At 38.7% G+C, this 18521-nt stretch carries 12 protein-coding genes and 3 pseudogenes; 1 reads left to right on the top strand and 14 read right to left on the bottom strand.

Annotated features, from left to right (window positions below; all coding sequences use genetic code 11):
* Positions 1 to 100 precede the first annotated feature (100 nt).
* The 10 genes and pseudogenes from FZ949_RS09735 to FZ949_RS02990 form a co-directional block, all read right to left on the bottom strand.
* Positions 101 to 625 (bottom strand): methyl-accepting chemotaxis protein, encoded by a 525-nt coding sequence (locus FZ949_RS09735; protein ID WP_159070040.1) that lies wholly within the window; start codon positions 623 to 625, stop codon positions 101 to 103.
* Positions 626 to 1252: 627 nt separating this feature from the next.
* Positions 1253 to 2023, bottom strand: a pseudogene (locus FZ949_RS09730) (cache domain-containing protein); the annotation flags it as partial.
* Positions 2024 to 2248: 225 nt separating this feature from the next.
* Positions 2249 to 2689 (bottom strand): methyl-accepting chemotaxis protein, encoded by a 441-nt coding sequence (locus FZ949_RS09725; RefSeq protein ID WP_410369081.1) that lies wholly within the window; start codon positions 2687 to 2689, stop codon positions 2249 to 2251.
* Positions 2690 to 3463: 774 nt separating this feature from the next.
* Positions 3464 to 4189: pseudogene (locus FZ949_RS09720) on the bottom strand (cache domain-containing protein); the annotation flags it as partial.
* 236 nt (positions 4190 to 4425) lie between these two features.
* A pseudogene (locus FZ949_RS03015) lies at positions 4426 to 4569 on the bottom strand (EamA family transporter); the annotation flags it as partial.
* A 207-nt stretch (positions 4570 to 4776) separates the two neighbouring features.
* On the bottom strand, positions 4777 to 7344 hold the full coding sequence (locus FZ949_RS03010) for a molybdopterin-dependent oxidoreductase (protein ID WP_103579864.1): 2568 nt from the start codon (positions 7342 to 7344) through the stop codon (positions 4777 to 4779).
* Positions 7345 to 7427: 83 nt separating this feature from the next.
* Positions 7428 to 7979, bottom strand: a complete 552-nt coding sequence (locus FZ949_RS03005; RefSeq protein ID WP_262367773.1) for a cytochrome C — start codon at positions 7977 to 7979, stop codon at positions 7428 to 7430.
* Positions 7980 to 8102: 123 nt separating this feature from the next.
* The gene (locus FZ949_RS03000) at positions 8103 to 8525 is read right to left on the bottom strand and encodes an EamA family transporter (protein ID WP_148790124.1); all 423 of its coding nucleotides are present in this window, start codon (positions 8523 to 8525) and stop codon (positions 8103 to 8105) included.
* A gap of 45 nt (positions 8526 to 8570) precedes the next feature.
* The gene (locus tag FZ949_RS02995; protein ID WP_148790123.1) at positions 8571 to 9494 is read right to left on the bottom strand and encodes a Dyp-type peroxidase; all 924 of its coding nucleotides are present in this window, start codon (positions 9492 to 9494) and stop codon (positions 8571 to 8573) included.
* Between the two features lie 20 nt (positions 9495 to 9514).
* Complete coding sequence (locus tag FZ949_RS02990) at positions 9515 to 10210, bottom strand: DUF4230 domain-containing protein (RefSeq protein ID WP_103579860.1); 696 nt, start codon at positions 10208 to 10210, stop codon at positions 9515 to 9517.
* 278 nt (positions 10211 to 10488) lie between these two features.
* Here FZ949_RS02990 and FZ949_RS02985 point away from each other — a divergent pair, with 278 nt between their 5' ends.
* Entirely contained in the window at positions 10489 to 13677 is a 3189-nt protein-coding gene (locus FZ949_RS02985; protein WP_148790122.1) for a S8 family serine peptidase, read from the top strand.
* A gap of 45 nt (positions 13678 to 13722) precedes the next feature.
* Here FZ949_RS02985 and ilvA read toward each other — a convergent pair whose 3' ends face one another.
* The 4 genes from ilvA to FZ949_RS02965 are packed head-to-tail and all read right to left on the bottom strand — an operon-like array spanning position 13723 to position 18514.
* Entirely contained in the window at positions 13723 to 14934 is a 1212-nt protein-coding gene (gene ilvA, locus FZ949_RS02980) for a threonine ammonia-lyase (RefSeq protein ID WP_084040764.1), read from the bottom strand.
* Positions 14935 to 14960: 26 nt separating this feature from the next.
* A complete protein-coding gene (gene trmA, locus FZ949_RS02975) occupies positions 14961 to 16061 on the bottom strand; it encodes a tRNA (uridine(54)-C5)-methyltransferase TrmA (RefSeq protein WP_103579858.1) in 1101 nt (366 codons plus the stop codon).
* Between the two features lie 2 nt (positions 16062 to 16063).
* Positions 16064 to 17758 (bottom strand): Na+/H+ antiporter NhaC family protein, encoded by a 1695-nt coding sequence (locus FZ949_RS02970; RefSeq protein ID WP_103579857.1) that lies wholly within the window; start codon positions 17756 to 17758, stop codon positions 16064 to 16066.
* Between the two features lie 9 nt (positions 17759 to 17767).
* Complete coding sequence (locus tag FZ949_RS02965) at positions 17768 to 18514, bottom strand: SDR family NAD(P)-dependent oxidoreductase (protein ID WP_054196367.1); 747 nt, start codon at positions 18512 to 18514, stop codon at positions 17768 to 17770.
* Positions 18515 to 18521: the final 7 nt, after the last annotated feature.

The following is an 18521-nucleotide window of genomic DNA, read 5'->3' as shown; positions in this document are numbered from 1 at the left end:
ACAAAAAATAATTTTAAGATTAGAGGTAAAATAGAGTTATTTTCATCCTCAAATTTTGAGGATGAAATATTAATGAAATTTTAAATATCGAGCCGCAAGGTTAAAATTTATTCTTTTTAACATCAGCTACTATTGTCTTAGCCATTTCATCGATTTGGGCGGTGATTTCATTCGTTGAGCTCACGATATCAACATTTTGCTTTGTAATGCTATCTATCTGGCTTACGCTTTGATTTATCATATTTATGCCTTCGCTTTGCTCTCTGATGCTCTCGCTCATCTCATTGATACTTTGAGTAAGTATATTTGCGTTAGTTTCGATCTCGCCAAGTGATTTTTGGGTTCGCTCAGCTAGTTTTCTAACTTCATCTGCAACTACAGCAAAACCTCGTCCATGCTCACCAGCACGCGCTGCCTCGATAGCGGCATTTAGAGCAAGCAGGTTGGTTTGATCTGCAATATCTCTAATAATAACGATGATATTTTTAATCTCTTCAGATTGTTTTATAACATCTACAGTCTTTTGACTAATTGCACTCATTGAGCTACTCATTTGCTCGATCGCAGCAGCACTTTCTTGAAGAGAATTTGCCTGTGTGCTAGCACCTTGAGTTACTTGTTTCATTGATGCATCTAAATTTTTGGCTTTTTCTTCTAAGAATTGTGCTTGTTTTAGGTTAAATGCAAGCATATTAGCTATCTCTTCGCCAAGCTCATTTGTTACTAGTTCGACATTTCCTTTGGCATCCAAAATTCTTGAAGTAAAATCAGAATTTCTAAAATCATTAAAAGTTTTTTGGATCATATTTAAATCGCTACCGACTCTTTTCTCCAAAACATCTAGCATTTTATTTAAGACATCTTTTAATTCGATTAGTTTTGGATTAGCCGGAACATCTACTATCCTTGCTTTTAGATTTCCATTTTCTATCGCCTTTGCAGTCTCAACAGATTGAGATACCACCCTAGAGTCTTGATCGGCATTGTCAAAAATTTTAGCAATATTATCATTTATTAGTTTGCTCATTACGCCAAATTCATCTTTTGTTGCCACCTTTGAAACAACTGGCTCTTTTATCTCAAAATTTAAAAATCTAAAGAAACTAACCAAAGCATCTGTAATAGTTTTAATAGGATTAAGCGATCTTTTTAGCAAGAAATATACGATCAAAGATAAAACAACTATAAATATAATGGCTAAAATAATTTGAACTTTTAAAATAGGCAAAGTATGCGAGCTAAAGATATTTTGATCCATTGCTGTTATTGCCAACCAACCTTTGTCATTTATCTCTAACATATAAGCATAGACATCTTCGCCTTTTGTATTTTTATATGCTATTAATCCATTTTCATCAAATTTCTTTTCATTATATTGTTTTATCAGGCTTTTAGCGATCTCGTGAGGTTTGCCAACTAATTCTTTATTTGGGTGCATTATAACGTTGCCATTTTGATCTGTAACAAAAGCATAGCTGTATTCAGTCTTACTGATTTGCGATATATTATTGCTCAACTCCTCAATAGATGCATCTATGCCCGTAACTCCAATATTTTTAATAGGTGCAGCAAAGGTTATAACCATAGCATTTAATGAAGCTGCCATATATGGATCAGTATATATCGGTTTATTCTCGGCTTTAGCTTGTTTATACCATCCTCTAACTCTTGGGTCATATCCAGCTTTATTTTGCCCATTTGATCTAAACATAGACCCATCCTCATATCCAGCGTAAACAAGAGTGATCTCTTTTCCAGATATAGCTTTTGCTTGAGATAAAGCTAAATTTATACCATCAGCATTCATCGAGCCATCACTTTTCTCGCTTATCTTACTGAGAGTCTCAGCCATTTTCTCTATAGCATACTGATTATTGGTAAAAAAGCTATTTAGTGTGATTTTCACATCTTTTAAGATTTGCTTTTGAGTTTGTATTACTAACTCAATAGCTTTATCATGAGCTGTGTTATAGCTAGCTAAAGATATTAGCGAGAATGATATGAATAATGCCAGTATGAGCATTAAAGATATTTTGTTTGCAATTGAGCGCATTTACTTTCCTTTTACAAAAAATTAAGATACGATTTTATATTTTTTTATATTAAATAGTCTTAAATAATATTAATTACAAAATAGTGATGTATACATTAAATAATAATTTTGAATTATTTTTTCATTTTAGGTAGTTAAAATCAGTGAGATAAAATTAGAATTTAGGGGAAGCAAACCCCTAAATTCGGTCTAAGATTAAAATTTATTCTTTCTAACGTCGGCTACTATCGTCTTAGCCATGTCATCTATTTGGTCAGTAATTTCATTTGTTGTACCAATAATATTAATATTTTGTTTTGTAATACTGTCGATCTGACTTACGCTTTGATTTATCATATTTATGCCTTCGCTTTGCTCTCTGATGCTTTCACTCATCTCATTAATGCTTTGAGCTAAAACATTTGCGTTAGCTTCGATCTCGCCAAGTGATTTTTGAGTTCGCTCTGCTAGTTTTCTAACCTCGTCGGCGACTACGGCAAATCCTCTGCCGTGTTCACCCGCTCTAGCTGCCTCGATAGCCGCATTTAGAGCAAGTAGATTGGTTTGATCAGCTATATCTCTAATAATAACGATGATATTTTTAATCTCTTCGCTTTGTCTTGTTACGTCGCTAGCTTTTTGGCTAATGGCGTTCATAGAACTGCTCATCTCTTCTATAGCAGCCGCGCTTTCTTGGATGGAGTCGGCTTGCTTATGAGCTCCGTCGGTTAGGGTTCTCATGGACTCTGCTAGGATTTTAGCTTTTTCTTCTAGAACCTGAGCTTCTTTTAAATTTTCCCTTAGCATATTGCTTACGGCGTCGCCCGCGCTTTGAAGGCCTACTATCATATCTCTTAGATCGCTTTCAAGCTCGGGTTTTAGCTCTAGTCTAGGAGTATAGTCGTTTTTATTGTAAGAAGCCAAAACTACGGCTATTCCTTTTAAATTCTCAGAAATAGAAGTAAAGAATTTATTTAGCAGATCTTTTAACTGAACCAAAGCCGGGTTATTAGGTACGGAATTGATCTTAGCTCCCATGTGGCCTTTTATCATGAGATTTGCTATACCGTTCATCTCGTCTATTAAGGCACTATCTTTTTTAACGCCGTTAAGGACTTTTTCTATATTTTCGTTAATAGATTCGCTCATTCTGCCGAATTCGTCTTGCGTAGTTACTACTAGCTTTTCCGGAGCGTTAGGGGTTTCGTAGGTGATAAATTTAAACGCGTCTTCAAGCTTGGTTTGAATAGTTCTAATAGGACTAAGAGATTTTTTAAGAAGAACAAATACGATAGCCGAAAGTATGACTATAAAAGCTACGGCTAGGATTATTTGAGCTTTTAATAAAGGCAATGTATTAGACGAAAAAGTATCTGCTCCGATAGCGGCTACGGCGAGCCAGCCTTGATCGTTTATAGGAAGGACTTTGGCGGTTACGTTTTCGCCTTTATAGTTTGTATAAGGGATAAGTCCATTTTCATCAAATTTTTTAGCTGCAAAAACCTCAGCAATATATTTGCTAGCAGGAACGGTTTTACCAACATTGTTTGGGTCATTGTGCATTAGCATTAAGCCGTCTTTGTTCATTAAAAAGACGTAACCGTATTTCGTTTTACCCATTTCGAGAATTTTTTTACTTAAAGCATCTATATTTAAATCAAGCCCCAAAACACCATCAAAATTTCCATTTTTATTTACTGGAGCGGCAAAGCTAATTACTAAAGCATTAGACAAGGCAGCTTTGTAAGGTTCGGTATATATAGCACCATTTGCACTCTTTGCTGCTTTATACCAGCCTCTAGTTCTAGGATCGTAGTTATCGGCTGGAGTTGTTCTAGTGCCGTCAGACTGGAAAAAATGTCCATCACTCTCGCGACCATAAAAAATATCAGTAACTAGATGACTAACGCTTTCTTTTTGCATTTTTGTTTTTTCCATGTACGAGTCATCATTATTTGGTATTTGTGCTATATCTGAAGCAGACTTTTTGGCAACTTCTAAATAATCTTCAAAAAAAGAATCCGTAGTAGCTTTGATGTCACTTAGAATCTGATCCTGGGTCTGGCTGACCAACTCTACTACCTTACTTTCCGCTGTATAGTAGCTGACTGCTGAAATAGCAGCAAACGAAATAACTAGCAATGAGATGATAATCATCGCTATCTTTGAAGTTATGGACTTCATCTTTCCTCCTTTAAAAAGTTATAATCGCTTTAATTTATCGAAAAAGAATTAAAATTAGTATTAAATTTACCCTATATTTAATGCTTTTTAAAAATTAATAAAGACATCTTGACAATTAAAAATTTTTGGATAAATTTTAGATCACAAAATATCATTAAATTAAGATAGCTTTGATTTTTGTTCTTTTGTTAGATATAGAGTATAAATTTTTACTTGAAAATCAATAAAACAACGCCTGAAACAATAAGGCAAATGGCTAAAATTTCTTTGTAATTTAGCCTCTCACCAAAAAAGATGACAGCCAAAATAACAGCAAGCACAACGCTAAATTTATCAATCAAAGCCACTTGATAGGCATTATACCTGTTTGTATCTCTTTAAAACACACAGGACAAAATAACACAGTGGTGATATCCTTTACGCCAAGCTTTACAAATATAATTGCAAAATAAAAAATTTATAAAGCTATAGGCTTTAATATAAATTTAAGCTTTTGTGAGTAGTAGATTTATTTTAAATTTTAAGTTCAAAAGCAGGAGATCGCTCCCCTGCTTTTAATATTATTTAGAAATTTTTGGCTCAGCGAAAGCTGTGAGCTTTAATACCTCGTCACCTTTATATTTTTCGATATTTACAAGAGCTGTATGGCTGATGTTGCCGTTTGCTAGCTTACTTGTTGGGATATCTATGGTTAGCACGTTTGCAGAGCCATTTTTGCAGATACCACTATCAAAGCCGTCATACCAAGCGCCCTCAGCTAGTTTTACAACGCCCTCTTTGATGTTTTTAGTGGCATAAGCACCTGCTAAAACCTCGCCACGTGCGTTAAATACACGCACCAAGTCGCCTGTTTTTATGCCAAGCTCTTTTGCGTCTTTTTCGTTGATCCAGATAGGCTCGCGATTTGCGATAGCGTAGTTATTTCGAAGTGAAGTTTGGCTTAACTGTGAGTGCAAGCGGTCAGTTGGGTGAGCGCTTATCATGTGATATTTAGCTGGTTTATCTTTCATGCCTAGCCACTCGATCGGCTCAAACCACATTGGGTGCGCTTTGCAGTCGTCATAGCCCATTTTCTCGATAGTCTCTGAGTAAATTTCTATAAGACCGCTTGGAGTTCCAAGAGCATTTAGCACAGGATCTTCTCTAAATTCGCCAAATCTAACCCAACTATCGCTATCTTGAGATGAGGCAAATGTAACTGGCTTGTTCTCGTTCCAAAACTCTTCAAATGGCTTCATGTCAGTTGTGAGCTCTGGCACAGCCTTGACCTGAGCATAGGCTGCGTCATAGTACTCTTTGATCCAGTCAAACTCATCCTTGCCGTTATCTGTATAGGCAATGACCAAATTTTTAGCATAAGCCTTGCAAAGATCAGTGAAAATTTGGTAGTCGTCTCTTGCCTCGTGGTATTTTTCAACGACTTGTTTCATCGGCACGATGTTCATATTTGAGTAGTCGCCAGTCATGGTGATATCGTTTCTCTCATACTCTGTAGTTACTGGGAAAACAATATCAGCCATTTTTGCTGTCGGTGTCCAGTAGGCTTCATGAACGACAACCGTTCTTGGCTTTCTCCACGCTTTTAAATTTGTATTGGTATCTTGGTGGTGAACAAGTGGGTTGCCGCCGACCCAGTAGATAAAGTCGATATCTGGATAGGTGATCTTTTTGCCGTCGTGGTCGATCACTTTACCAGGATGTAGCAACGCATCAGCAATCCTTGCTACCGGGAAGGCATAGTTAGTTGCCTTTTGTAGCCAACTTTGGCCTGTGCCTGCTGCTGCAGCTGCCTTTGCGACGAAGCGACCTCGTTTATCGAACTCGCCTGTGTCTGTGCCGATAAACTCGCCTTTATCGTTAAATTTACCCACACTTGCGCTATTTACGCCGCCGATGACCGCACCTTTGCAAGTCGGAGCGCCGCCGTTTGAGTAGTGATAGCTAAGCCCAAATCCCCCACCAGGAAGTCCTATCTGACCGATCATAGCTGCTAGTGTCACCATCGCCCAGTGTGGTTGCTCGCCGTGGTGAGCGCGCTGCATACCCCAACCACTCATTATCATCGTGCGGTTTGCGACAAATGTATCGGCTAGCTCTTTTATCACATCTTTATCGATACCACAAATTTTGCTTGCCCACTTTAAATTTTTAGGAGTATTGTCTGTCTTACCAAGTAGATATGGGAGGAATTTATCAAAGCCTGTTGTGTAGGTTTCAATGAAATTTTTATCATACTTGCCGCTTTCATATAGGTAGTGCATCATACCAAGCATCATCGCTGTGTCGGTGTTTGGCACTGGGGCGATCCACTGAGCGTTATCAAAGTATTGCGCTGTGTCGCTCTTGATAGGATCGATGATGATCACTTTGATATCTTTTTTGTTTTTGAGCTCTTCAAAGTACTTAAAGCCCTGCTCATCGGTACTAGTCCAAGCTATGCGAAGTGTCGCAAGTGGGTTTGCACCCCAGATGACTACAACTTTTGAGTTTTCAAGCACGACTGGCCAGCTGGTTTGCTGCTCATAGACCTCGATACTACCCACGACGTGAGGCATGATGATCTGGCTAGCACCTGTTGAATAGTCCCCTAACGAGCCAACAAAGCCACCACTAAGGTTCATAAATCTATGAAGTAAAATTCTTGAGTTATGCACGTTTCCGCTTGACTTCCAACCATAGCTGCCCGCAAATACACTTTGTAAGCCTTTTTGTGCTCTTGTCTTTTTCAGCTCTCTTGCAACTAGCTTGATCGCCTCTTCGTAAGGCACCTCAACCCACTCATCCTTGCCGCGAAGCTCTGGCTTTGGGCTATCTGGATTTTCAAGGTAGCTCTTTCTTACTGCTGGGCGTTTGATACGACTTTTGTAGATCATATCTGGTGTGTAGTGCTGAAGCGGGTTGTAAATTTCACTTGTTTTTTGGATAGGCTCTGACTTTACTGCTACGCCGTTTTTGGTTGTCACTTTTAACATACCCCAGTGGGCAGCTGTGATGACCTCGCCATCTCTTAAAACACTCTTTTTTACACCATCAGCAAATAAATTTGAAGCTGTTACGCTTGAAAGCAAAGGTGTCGCTGCAATTGCCGTAGCACCTTTTTTTAGAAATTCTCGCCTGTTCTCATTCATCTTATCTCCCTTTCATTTTAAATTTTCTTTTGAATAAGCTAAACTTTAATATTTGTTTTTACTCTCCGCTACAAAAGTTTTGCTTATTTACCTAGGTTTACGTCAGATGAGTGTTTTTGAAGGTATTCAACAACCAACCACTCGTCTTTTTTCTCTATTGCGGTTCTGCCGATCATTGATTTTAGAAGTGACGGCCATTGATTTGCGTTAAAGTGCGTAGTTTGAGGCAACGCATGGCAAACACCACAACTCTCCTTATACATCTTGTCAGCTTTTGCAAACATCGCGTTTACGTCAGTGCTAAAGCCATCTTTTTGAACAAAAACTGTTGTTTCTACCTCGTTCCATTTGCCGTTTTTGCCCTCTTTTATGACTTTGATGTCAAAAGGTGCAGTCTTAGCAAATGCCACTGAGATAATCCTAGCACCATCAGCAAAATAAACTACGTTGCTAACGGCTGGGTTTTGATAGCCTTTTACTTTGATCTGCGCTCTGTCGCCGCTTGTTTGTAAAATTTCAACTGCGTTGGTTGGTAGCAGTCTGCCTATACTTTTTGTTGAGCTAGCATCACCGTAAACATCTTTTACAACATCTGTGTAGTTTACACTAGCACCAAATGCCGCACAAGCCACGATGGCTGAAAAAATGATTTTTTTTCATATTTCTCCCTTCAAAATGAAATCGTTCAAATTCTAGGGGCTTTTTGATTAATTACAAATTAAAATTAAAAATATATTTTAAGAATAATGCAAAAAAATTTATTTAAAAATGAGTAGAAACACGCCAGATACGATAAGGCAAACAGCTAAAATTTCTTTGTAATTTAGCCTTTCTCCAAGAAATACAACAGCCAAAATGATAGCCAGCACAACGCTAAATTTATCAACTAAGGTTACTTGGTAGACCTTGCCAACTTGCATCGCTTTAAAATACATAAGCCACGAAAGCCCAGTCGCTATACCACTTAGTATGAGAAAGAGCCAGTTTTTGGGGCTTAGTGAGTTTAACGGCTGCCATTTTTTAGCCACACTTAAAAGCAAAACAAGCATCAAAATGACGACGATCGTTCTTATAAATGTCGCAAAATCGCTGTCAATGTCCTTTACACCAAGCTTTGCAAAGATAGCTGTAAGTGCAGCAAAAACGGCTGAAAGAGCTGCGTAAATAAACCACTCTGGCATTTTTATTTAAAATTTAAAAGGGCAAGTTGCCTCACCCATTTAAATTTAGCCCTCATAATCGCTTAACATATCAACTGTTGGAACAAAGTATAGAGCTCCAGTTACTGGCGTACTAAAGTCAAGCAGCCTATCTGAGTTGCCCTTTGGCTCGCCGATAAACATCTTTTTAAGCATGAGCTCAACCGTTGAAAATGTGCTCGCATAAGCGATAAAATAAGTGCCTGTTTTGCTGCCTTCAGTAAAAGGCATATTGCCACGCACGACCTTTTTATCATCTCCTACGTTTGCAGCAGCTGAGTGTGAATTTGTAGGTTTTACATCCTCGCTCATCTCGATGTCAAGCTCTTTTGAGCGGCCTATTACCTTTTCTTGCTCACTTACGCTTGTAGCGTTCCAATCTTTCATATTGTGAAAGTATTTTTGTACAAAAACGTAGCTGCCGCCTTTAAATTTAGCGTCCTCATCGCCAACTTTAGCAAAGAAATCTCTCTCCTCGCCCTCAGGATTTTCAGTGCCATCAACAAAGCCAATTATCGCCCTGCCGTCATGATACTTAAAGCCTTGCGTCTCGTCTGTAAGCTCTGCAAATTTAAAAAGCACAGCTTTTATTGCTTGAGCCATATCGAAGCAATCAGGTGCATTTAAAGCACGGATATGGATGTGGATATCGCCCTTTGTGCTAACAGCCTCGTGCTTGTCGCCCTTGATCGCTTTAAAATTTACAAGCTCTTTTGGCAGATCTTTTGAAATTTCAAGCTTTTTCCAAGCATCATGACCCACGCCAAGGACGCAGTTTACATTTTCATTTGCGCCAAATCTAATCTTGGCAGTTTTATTTAAATTTACAACCAAGGCGCAAAGCTCGGCAAAACCCTCTTTACAAGCCTTTTTGTCAGCTGTTAAAACCCATGTTTGAAAGACTGTGTTGTTGCCTGGTGTCTGCGTGACTTCTTGTGAATTTACACTCATTTTTTCTCCTTTTTAAAATTTTATGCAATATTTTCCAAATTTAGTTGCGAGCTTATCTGCTCATCATTATCGTCAAAAATAAACTCAACTTTGTTTGCCCCAAAGCTCTTTGCGATTGCTTCAAGCGTATCGCGAGCTGATTTATGAATTTTGCTTTGAAGCTGCGAGATAAGGCGAACGCTCATCTTTTTGACTTCGTTTCTAGCTTCTTCGATTAGTCTATTTTTATCTTCTTCTGTAAAAGTGCTACCAAAAAAGCCATTTAGCGAGTCAGGCAGCAAAAATGGTATAAATTTGCCGTTTTTCTCATCGTAAAATTTCATATCAGCGATCGAAAATTTATACTTACAAGGAGGCATCTTGATCTTGTAGCTAGAGTTTGCAATCTGCGTGATCTCGAGTTTTGGACTGGTTAGATCGTAGATGAAATTTATCTCAAACTCAAATATCATTGAAAGCTTCTTCTCACTTATTAGCCATCTTAGATACTCTTTGCCAAAATTTCCAAACGCATGATCTGTCTTTGTGACGATCTCTTTGCTATAAACTTGAAAAACAGATAGCTCGCCGATGCTTTTAAGCTGTGAAATTTCGGTGCTGACTGAGAGATTTTCGCTATCATCTTTTGCTTTTTTTAACGCCTTATTTGCCCTATAAAATGCAAACACAAGAACTGCAAGCAAGAGAGCTAATATCAAATTTATATATTCACTCATTCTTTCTCCTTTAAAGCTTGCTATTTTAGCTTAAATTTGTGAAGCAGAGATGAAATTTTACTTTTATTAAAAATCATATTTAAATAATTGTTTTAAGATATAATTGTAATTAATAATACTTTTGTGATAATATCTTAACCATTTTTTCATATCTTATAGTAAAAATAGCGTAAAAAAGGGATTATTAAAGTAAATTTTATCATAAATTTTAATATTTTAATTAATAATTTATTTTAAGAATATTACAATCCTTTTAAATTTTATGCAAAGGATGAGATGTGAAAAGATCCATTTTAAATAAAAAATGTATTTTGATAAGCGCGGCTTGTTGTGCTCTTTTGTTTGCAAATTCGCTAAATGCTAGCGAGCAAAACAGAGGTAAATTTGGCGATATAAAAAGCTGGGAGAGCGATGAGTACAAGGCGGACTGGGGCTTAGTTCGTATGAATACAGCTATTGCTTATGCTCTTGGAGCAACAGGCAAAGGCGTGACTCTTGGCGTGATGGACTCTGGCGCGCTGCTTAGTCACAAAGAATTTAGCGACGGTAGGGTAAGCGCACTAAAAATTTCTGGCAGCTACTACAAAGACGGACAAAGATACCCAGATACTGAGTACGGCAACTCGCCACTTCTTAAAAAAGGGAGCGATGAGAAAAATAGAAAAGACTTTGGCGACTTCAAAAAAGGTGAAAAATTTGAAGCTGATGGCAACTGGATCGCTGGTGTAAATGACTCACACGGCACGCACGTAGCTGGCACGATAGCTGCTTCAAGAGATGGCGTAGGCATGCACGGCGTAGCATTTGACGCAAAACTTATAATGGGAAATACTGGCGGAACCGATGGTATGACATATGGACCAAACCAAGACTACAACTTCTTTTTAGCATCTTATGAGGGATTAGCCAAGGGTGGCGCAAGAGCTATAAATAATAGTTGGGGTTCAAACCGCAAATTTTATAAAGCTTATGAGGGAGCAACTGGATTTGATGGTGGCAATAGCTTAGATATAAAAGATCTTGACGCAGCCTATAAAAGCTACTATCCATTTGTCACAAATGGTAAAAATTTTATAGATGCCGCTTATGAAGTCGCCAAAAAATACGGCATCATTCAAGTCTTTACTGCCGGAAATAGAAATGGTATGAAAGAGTCATACACAAGAGCAATGCTTCCATATTTTCGCCCAGACGCTGAAAAATACTGGATAAATGTCACAGGTCAGCTAGAAGGCGATACGCAGCGCTACAACACAGCAGGTCACTCAAAATGGTGGAGCATAGCAGCACCTGCAAAACCTATATACTCAACTATCGTTGATTTAAAAACTGGCGAAGCTGGCTATGGCAAAAAGGGCGGCACATCTATGGCAGCTCCACACGTCACTGGTGCACTTGGACTTGTTATGCAAAGATATCCATATATGAGCAACTCTCAAGCAAGAGAAGTGCTACTAACTACAGCTAGACAAGTGCATGATGAGTTTAAGAAAAATGACACGAGAAAAATTTCTGGCTTTACTGCGCCACTTGGTGTGCCTGATGAGCGCTGGGGCTGGGGAGCACTTGATATGTTAAAGGCTATGTTTGGGCCAGGACAGCTACTAGGTGTATTTGACGTAAGCCTAGACACAGACGATCTTTACTCAAATAATATCAGCGATGTAGCTATAAAATACAGAAAGACTGAAGATGAAGCAGAGGCACAAATTTGGGCTAATCGTAAGGCTGAGCTTGAACAAATGGCAAATTTAACAGCCGAGCAAAAAGCTGAACTTGATATAGGTAACGCTAGAGAAAAAGCGAGAGAACAAAGAGCTAGCGAGGGCTATGAAGGAACTCTTATTAAGAGAGGTCTAGGCACTCTAAAACTAGCAGGAACCAACTCATACACTGGCAATACTATAATAAAAAGTGGCAAGATCACAGCACTAAATCAATCACTAAAATCAAGCGAAGTAGTAGTTGAAAATGGTGGTGCACTTGAGATTGTTAAAGAGATGAGTGTTAGAGAGATTGATAGAAATAGATTTTCTCAAAAGCTATCTTTTAAAGATGTAACTAGAAAAAGTACAAATGACGCAGTAAAAGCTACTATAAAAACAGGTGGTAGTTATATTATCTCAAATAACGCAGCAAATTTAAATCTAAATTTTGAGAAGAACTCTATCATAGATATAAGTGAGCCAGATGTAGATGTCATGAAAAGACTATATGATGATAGCTCAAAGGCAAAAACTTATGCCGTAACTGGAAATTTTAGTGGTTACAACGACACCATCTCAAAAAAATACGCATTTTTTGACCTTACTAGAAATTATAGTGACAACAAGCTAGAACTAACACTCAAAAAATCAAAAAATACAATAACAAGTATAGCAGCTAGCGACAACCAAAAAAGAGTAGCACAGCTCATAGAGAATACAGCTAGCAAACCAGCGCTCCTTACTTCGCCGTTTAGAAGTAGACCAGCAGTTATTACGAGTGATCTATATAGACACTTCATCTACGCTACACCAAAACAAGCAAGCGATACGCTAAAAACATTTGCAAATAATGCAAATTTAGCTCAACATAATGCATTTTTACTAGAAAATATCTTGCTCAAAAATGCAATCATCAACCATGAATTTGATCCATTTGGTGCAAAAGCAATCGATGCGAGTGGCATGAATTTTTGGTCAAATACCATGGCTAATGCTATGAAATTTGATGATGTAAAAGCAAACTCACTCACTCAGCTTTTTGGATTTGACGGCAATGTAAATGATGTTTTCACACTTGGTGGCGTGCTTGGTGCTAGCAGTGAAAAAGTAAAAGAAGATGGCGATGATACTTATAAAACAAAAGGCACAAGTATAGGCATTTACGGAAAAAGCCAGATCGCCAGCACAAAACTAGACCTCGGTCTCATATACACAAATGCGAAACGAAAAACACAAAATGGTGCCACGATCGTTAGCTTTTACTCAGATGAGCATGTAAAAAGCAAGGAAAAAGCACTTACTGCTTACGCAAATTTGGCATTAACAGCATTTAATAGTGCGAATTTCTCACTAAATCCTTATGTGGGTGTAAGCTATCTACGTATGAAAACTGATAGCACTAGCCAAAATGTAGGAATTTTCAGAATGGACGTTGATGAAAAAACTAGAAATTTAGGTGTATTTAGCATAGGTCTAAACCCTAGTGTGCCATTTAGCCTTGGTAGTACAAAGATGAAATTTGAAGCTGATCTAGCCTACAATAGACTAGTTGGCAATACAAGACCAAATATCGGCGTAAATATCGCAAATGCTGGATACTTGGAACTTGAAGGAAAAGAGGTGCGCGATCTTGGCACAGCTAGCCTTGGTGTAAAAGCTAATGTTTATAAAAATGTAAATTTAGGTCTATCTTACACAGGTGCTTTTGCTAAAGACGTGAAGTCAAACAGCGTAAATGCAAAATTTGAAATTTTGTTTTAATAGGCAAATCATGCTCGCTACTTTAAATAGTAGCGAGCCATTAAATTAAAATAGTTGAGTGAAAGAAAAACCGTTTTTAGTAAGCACTTCTTTGATCTTTTCTTGATGCTCAAGACCCTTTGTCTCAAGCGTGATCGTGATATTAGCATCACCGTAATCAAGCCTTGTTGAGAAGCGATCGTAGTCGATCTTTACGATGTTTGCATTTGCTGATTTTAGGCTATCAGTTAGGCTCATGAGCGCTCCTGGCTTATCCACAAGTGTTATTTGTAGTGTCATCTTGCGGTGAGACTTGATAAGACCCTTTTCGATGATAATAGAAAGCACTTGAACGTCGATATTTCCGCCACTTAGCACCACGCCTATCTTTGCACCTTTTTTAAATTTGATCTTATCATGCATAAGTGCTGCCACGCCAGCTGCGCCAGCTCCCTCAACTACGATCTTTTGAGTCTCTAGCAAAAACAAGATCGCAGTTGCGATCTCCTCGTCATCAACTTGCACAAACTCATCAACACACTCAATAATATTTGCTAGCGTGATCTCGCTCGCATCACGCACAGCGATGCCATCAGCTATGGTGCGGACTGATTTTGAATTTATGCTTTTTTTAGCGCCGTAGCTATTAAACATAGCTGGAGCGCCTTTTGCACCGACACAGATTACTTTTGTCTTTGGATTGACCTGCTTTATACAACTAGCCACACCGCTAGCTAATCCGCCACCACCAACTGGGACAATGACTATATCAAGGTCACTTATCTCATCAAGCATCTCAAGTCCAACAGTGCCCTGCCCCGCCATAACGTACTCGTCGTTAAATGGATGAACAAAGGTCATACCCTTATCTTTGGCGTAATTAACCGCAAAAGCGTATGCCTCGTCAAAATTATCACCCTTTAAAATAACCTCTGCACCAAGATCCTTTGTGCCAGCGACCTTTAAAAGTGGGGTTGATTCTGGCATGATGATGCAAGCGTGTACGCCAAATTCTTTTGCGCTTATAGCTACACCTTGAGCGTGGTTGCCAGCACTTGCAGCCACGACACCACGCTTTCTCTCCTCATCACTTAAGCTAGCTATTTTATTGTAAGCGCCTCTTATTTTATAAGCGCCGGTTCGTTGTAAATTTTCCTCTTTTAGATAGATGCTTGCTCCCAAATTTTTACTAAGTTTTGCACTCAGAGCAAATGGAGTTTTATTTACGAAATGACCGATCGTGATCTTTGCTTGGATGATTTTATTTAGTGAAACCATTTTTTTATTTTTCCTTTTTTAAATTATTATTTTGCCCTTAGTAGCACGCCACATTCAATATGATGAGTGTTTGCAAACTGATCAAAAATGGCAAATTTTATCACTTTATGGCTTTTACAAAGCTCTTTTAAATTTTCTTTTAGAGTCTCTGGATTGCACGAGATATAGATGATATTCTTAAAATTTTTGATGAAATTTACGACACTTTCGCTTAGTCCTGCACGGGGTGGATCGACAAGGACGTGAGAGAAGTTAAAATCGCTTAAATTTATATCCTTTAGTCTATTAAATTCCCTAACGTCAGCAAATGCGCTCATAAGCTCATCAGCATCCATTCGTAAAAATTTGATATTTTTAGCCTTGTTTAGCTCGCAGTTTTTAAGGGCATTTGTAATCGAGCTCTTTGAAATTTCAGTGGCGAGAACGTTTTTAAATTTAAACGAAAGCGGAATAGTAAAATTTCCATGTCCGCAGTAGAGCTCAAGGAGGTCAGCGCCAGCCTCTACGCACTCTTTTGCCCAAGCTATCATCTTTTCATTTACGGCTCTATTTGGCTGGATAAAGGCATTTTCAGATAGGCTAAATTTATAGATTTGCTCTCCAATATTTAGCTCATCGATCAAATTTAGCTCACTACTTAGTAGCTTTTGCCCACGAGATCTTGCAAGTATGGTGACATCAAGCTTACTGGCTAGAATTTTCATAGCCGCCTCAAACTCGCCATCAAGCCTTTTATGATAAAGAAGTGTGACCAAAATACCGCTTTTACAAGAGATAAATTCCACTCCAAAAAGCTTTGCGCGCAGTATTTCGCTCTCTTGTAAGCTGCAAAGCAAGCTTGGCATAAGCTCTGAAATTTGCTCGCAAACCTTTGGACAATCATCTATAAAGACCTTTTTGCCCTTTTCGCTTGCATGCATCGTGTAGCTAAGCTTGCTGCCTTCATGCCAGATGCCAAACTCAGCTCTTGTGCGGTAGTGTTTTGGTGTTGAGCTAAAAACATCAAACTCACCATCATAAAACTCTGAAAAATTTTGTTTTACAAGGTCAGTTTTAAATAAAATTTGCTCATCATAAGGAGTAAAAAGAGTGCAAGAGCCGCACTCTTTTAAATAATTGCAATCCAAATTTATGCTTCTACTTTCTTTCCAACAAATCTAACTAGCGCCCAAATCGCTAAAAATCCGCAAGGAAGTGCGATCCAAACGCTAAGACCAAGTGCAACTGGCAAGTAGCCAACTAGCACACAAACCACACAAACGCTAAGCGCATAGACCATTTGAGTTGATACGTGATCGATATGATTACATCCTGCACCCATTGATGAAAGTATCGTAGTATCCGATATCGGTGAGCAGTGATCGCCAAAGATCGCACCTGTAAGTACGCCTGAGATATTTACGATCATATATGCATGCATCGCATCGCCCTCTAGGCCGTAGTTTTTGCCGACAGCATAAGCTAGTGGGATAGCTAGAGGCATTAAAATTCCCATCGTACCATAGCTCGTTCCAGTTGAAAAGCTAATAAACGAACCAAGGATAAAAACAGCAACTGGCAGGATAAATTTAGGCGTTGAAGAGCTTAATAAATCAACCAAATATCTTGATGTACCAAGCTCTTTGATAACAGCACTAAGGCTCCATGCAAGAAGCAAAATGACAACTGTAATTATCATAGTCTTCCAGCCCTTTACCCATGTGCTGATAGCCTCTTTTACGTCAAAAATTTTACGCCAAACACCCATTGTGATAGCTACGATACTAGCAAGTAGTGCTGCTTGAAATAGTGATGTAGCTGAGTCTGCTGCGCCAAAAGTATCTTTAAATGTAGAAAATGAAAGCGGATTAGCAAGTGCATTTTTAAGAGCATCACCCTCAAGTGCAGCAAGACCACTAAAATAAAAACTAGTAAATGCGCCAATGACCAGCACAAGAAGTGGTACAACAGCATTTGCAGCGCTTAATTTCACGCCCTCTTTTGGCTCAAGTGTTTTATCTTCAAGATCTTGGATTTGAGTTTTACCTGAGTGAAGCTCGCCTCTTCTAGCACGTCTTTCAGCTAACAGCATTGGTCCGTATTCACGCTGCATCAAGGCTGTACAGACTATAAAAAATAAGATGAAGAGGTTGTAAAATCTATATGGAATTGTCTCGATAAATATAGAATAAGCGTTAATTCCAGTCTCTCCAACTAGCTCATAGCCCTTTTCGATGAGTGAAACCTCAAGGCCAACCCATGTCGAGATGATAGCAATACCAGCGATCGGTGCTGCGGTAGCATCTATGATAAAAGCTAGTTTTTCGCGGCTTATTTTAAATTTATCACTTATTGGTCTCATTATAGGGCCAACGATTAGGGCATTTGCGTAGTCATCAAAAAATACAAAAATTCCCATGAGCCATGTTGAAATTTGAGCTGAAATGCCGCTTTTTGCCTTTTTGCTAAGCCAAAGAGCAACCGCCTTTGTACCACCCATCTTTGTAATGAGTGCGACCACGCCGCCGATACAAAGCACTTGAAGTAAGATACCTGAGTCGGTCTTGTCAGCCATTGATTCAACGACTCTTGAAACAATACCTGTAAAGCCTTTTACGATACCCATAAAGATGTTTTCATTGATGATATTTATGAGAAATGTTCCGCTAAAAACACCTATAAATAGCGACAAGATGACGTCTTTTGTGATAAAAGCAAGTGCTATTGCCACAACAGGCGGTATAAGCGTAAATACGCCATAAATTTCAGCGTTTCTCTTTGCCACTTCTGGATCGACACCAAAAAGCGCAACGCTAAAAAAAAGTAATAATAAAATTTGTCTCACAAGAACTCCTTAAAATTTTTCTATCGCAAGTCCAGCCCAAGTCTGCGTATTTGCCATGACTTCGACTCTATTTATATTGACACTTCCGGGCATATTTAGACAATTTATCAAAATCGTCGCGATATCCTCAGATGTGATGAAATTTGTATTTTCATAAAGACTATCCGCCTTTACTTTATCTCCTCTAAACCTAACCTCGCTAAATTCGGTCTTGCAAAGCCCCGGCTCGATGTTTGTCACCCTGATATTTGTACCAACTAGATCGTTTCTTAAATTTAGACTAAACTGCTTCACAAAGGCCTTTGTAGCACCATAAACATTACTTCCAGGATATGGCCATGAGCCAGCTGTCGAGCCAATATTAAAGATATAGCCCTTTTCTTGCTTATAAAGTAGTGGCAAAACCGCCTTTGTTGAGTAGATAAGACCCTTGACGTTGGTGTCTATCATCGCCTCAAAGTCCTCCACCTTCGCATCTATCGTCTTCTCAAGCCCAAGCGCCATGCCAGCGTTGTTTACAAGCACTTCTATGTCCTTAAATTTATCAGGCAAGCTCTCAACCGCTTTAAAAACAGCCTCTTTGTCGCGTATGTCAGCTACGATAATATGCGTATCGTCAAGCTCTGCTGCAAGCTTCTTTAGCCTATCTTCGCGCCTTGCAAGAGCGACTATCTTGTAGCCCTCTTTTGAGAGTCTTCTGGCGATCGCCTCGCCAAATCCAGATGTTGCACCGGTTACAAAAGCTGTCTTTTTCATGATTTTT

Source organism: Campylobacter concisus, from assembly GCF_902460545.1.
In the GTDB taxonomy this organism is placed as follows: Bacteria; Campylobacterota; Campylobacteria; order Campylobacterales; family Campylobacteraceae; genus Campylobacter_A; species Campylobacter_A concisus_AE.
This window is presented reverse-complemented; position numbering and strand designations above follow the sequence as displayed.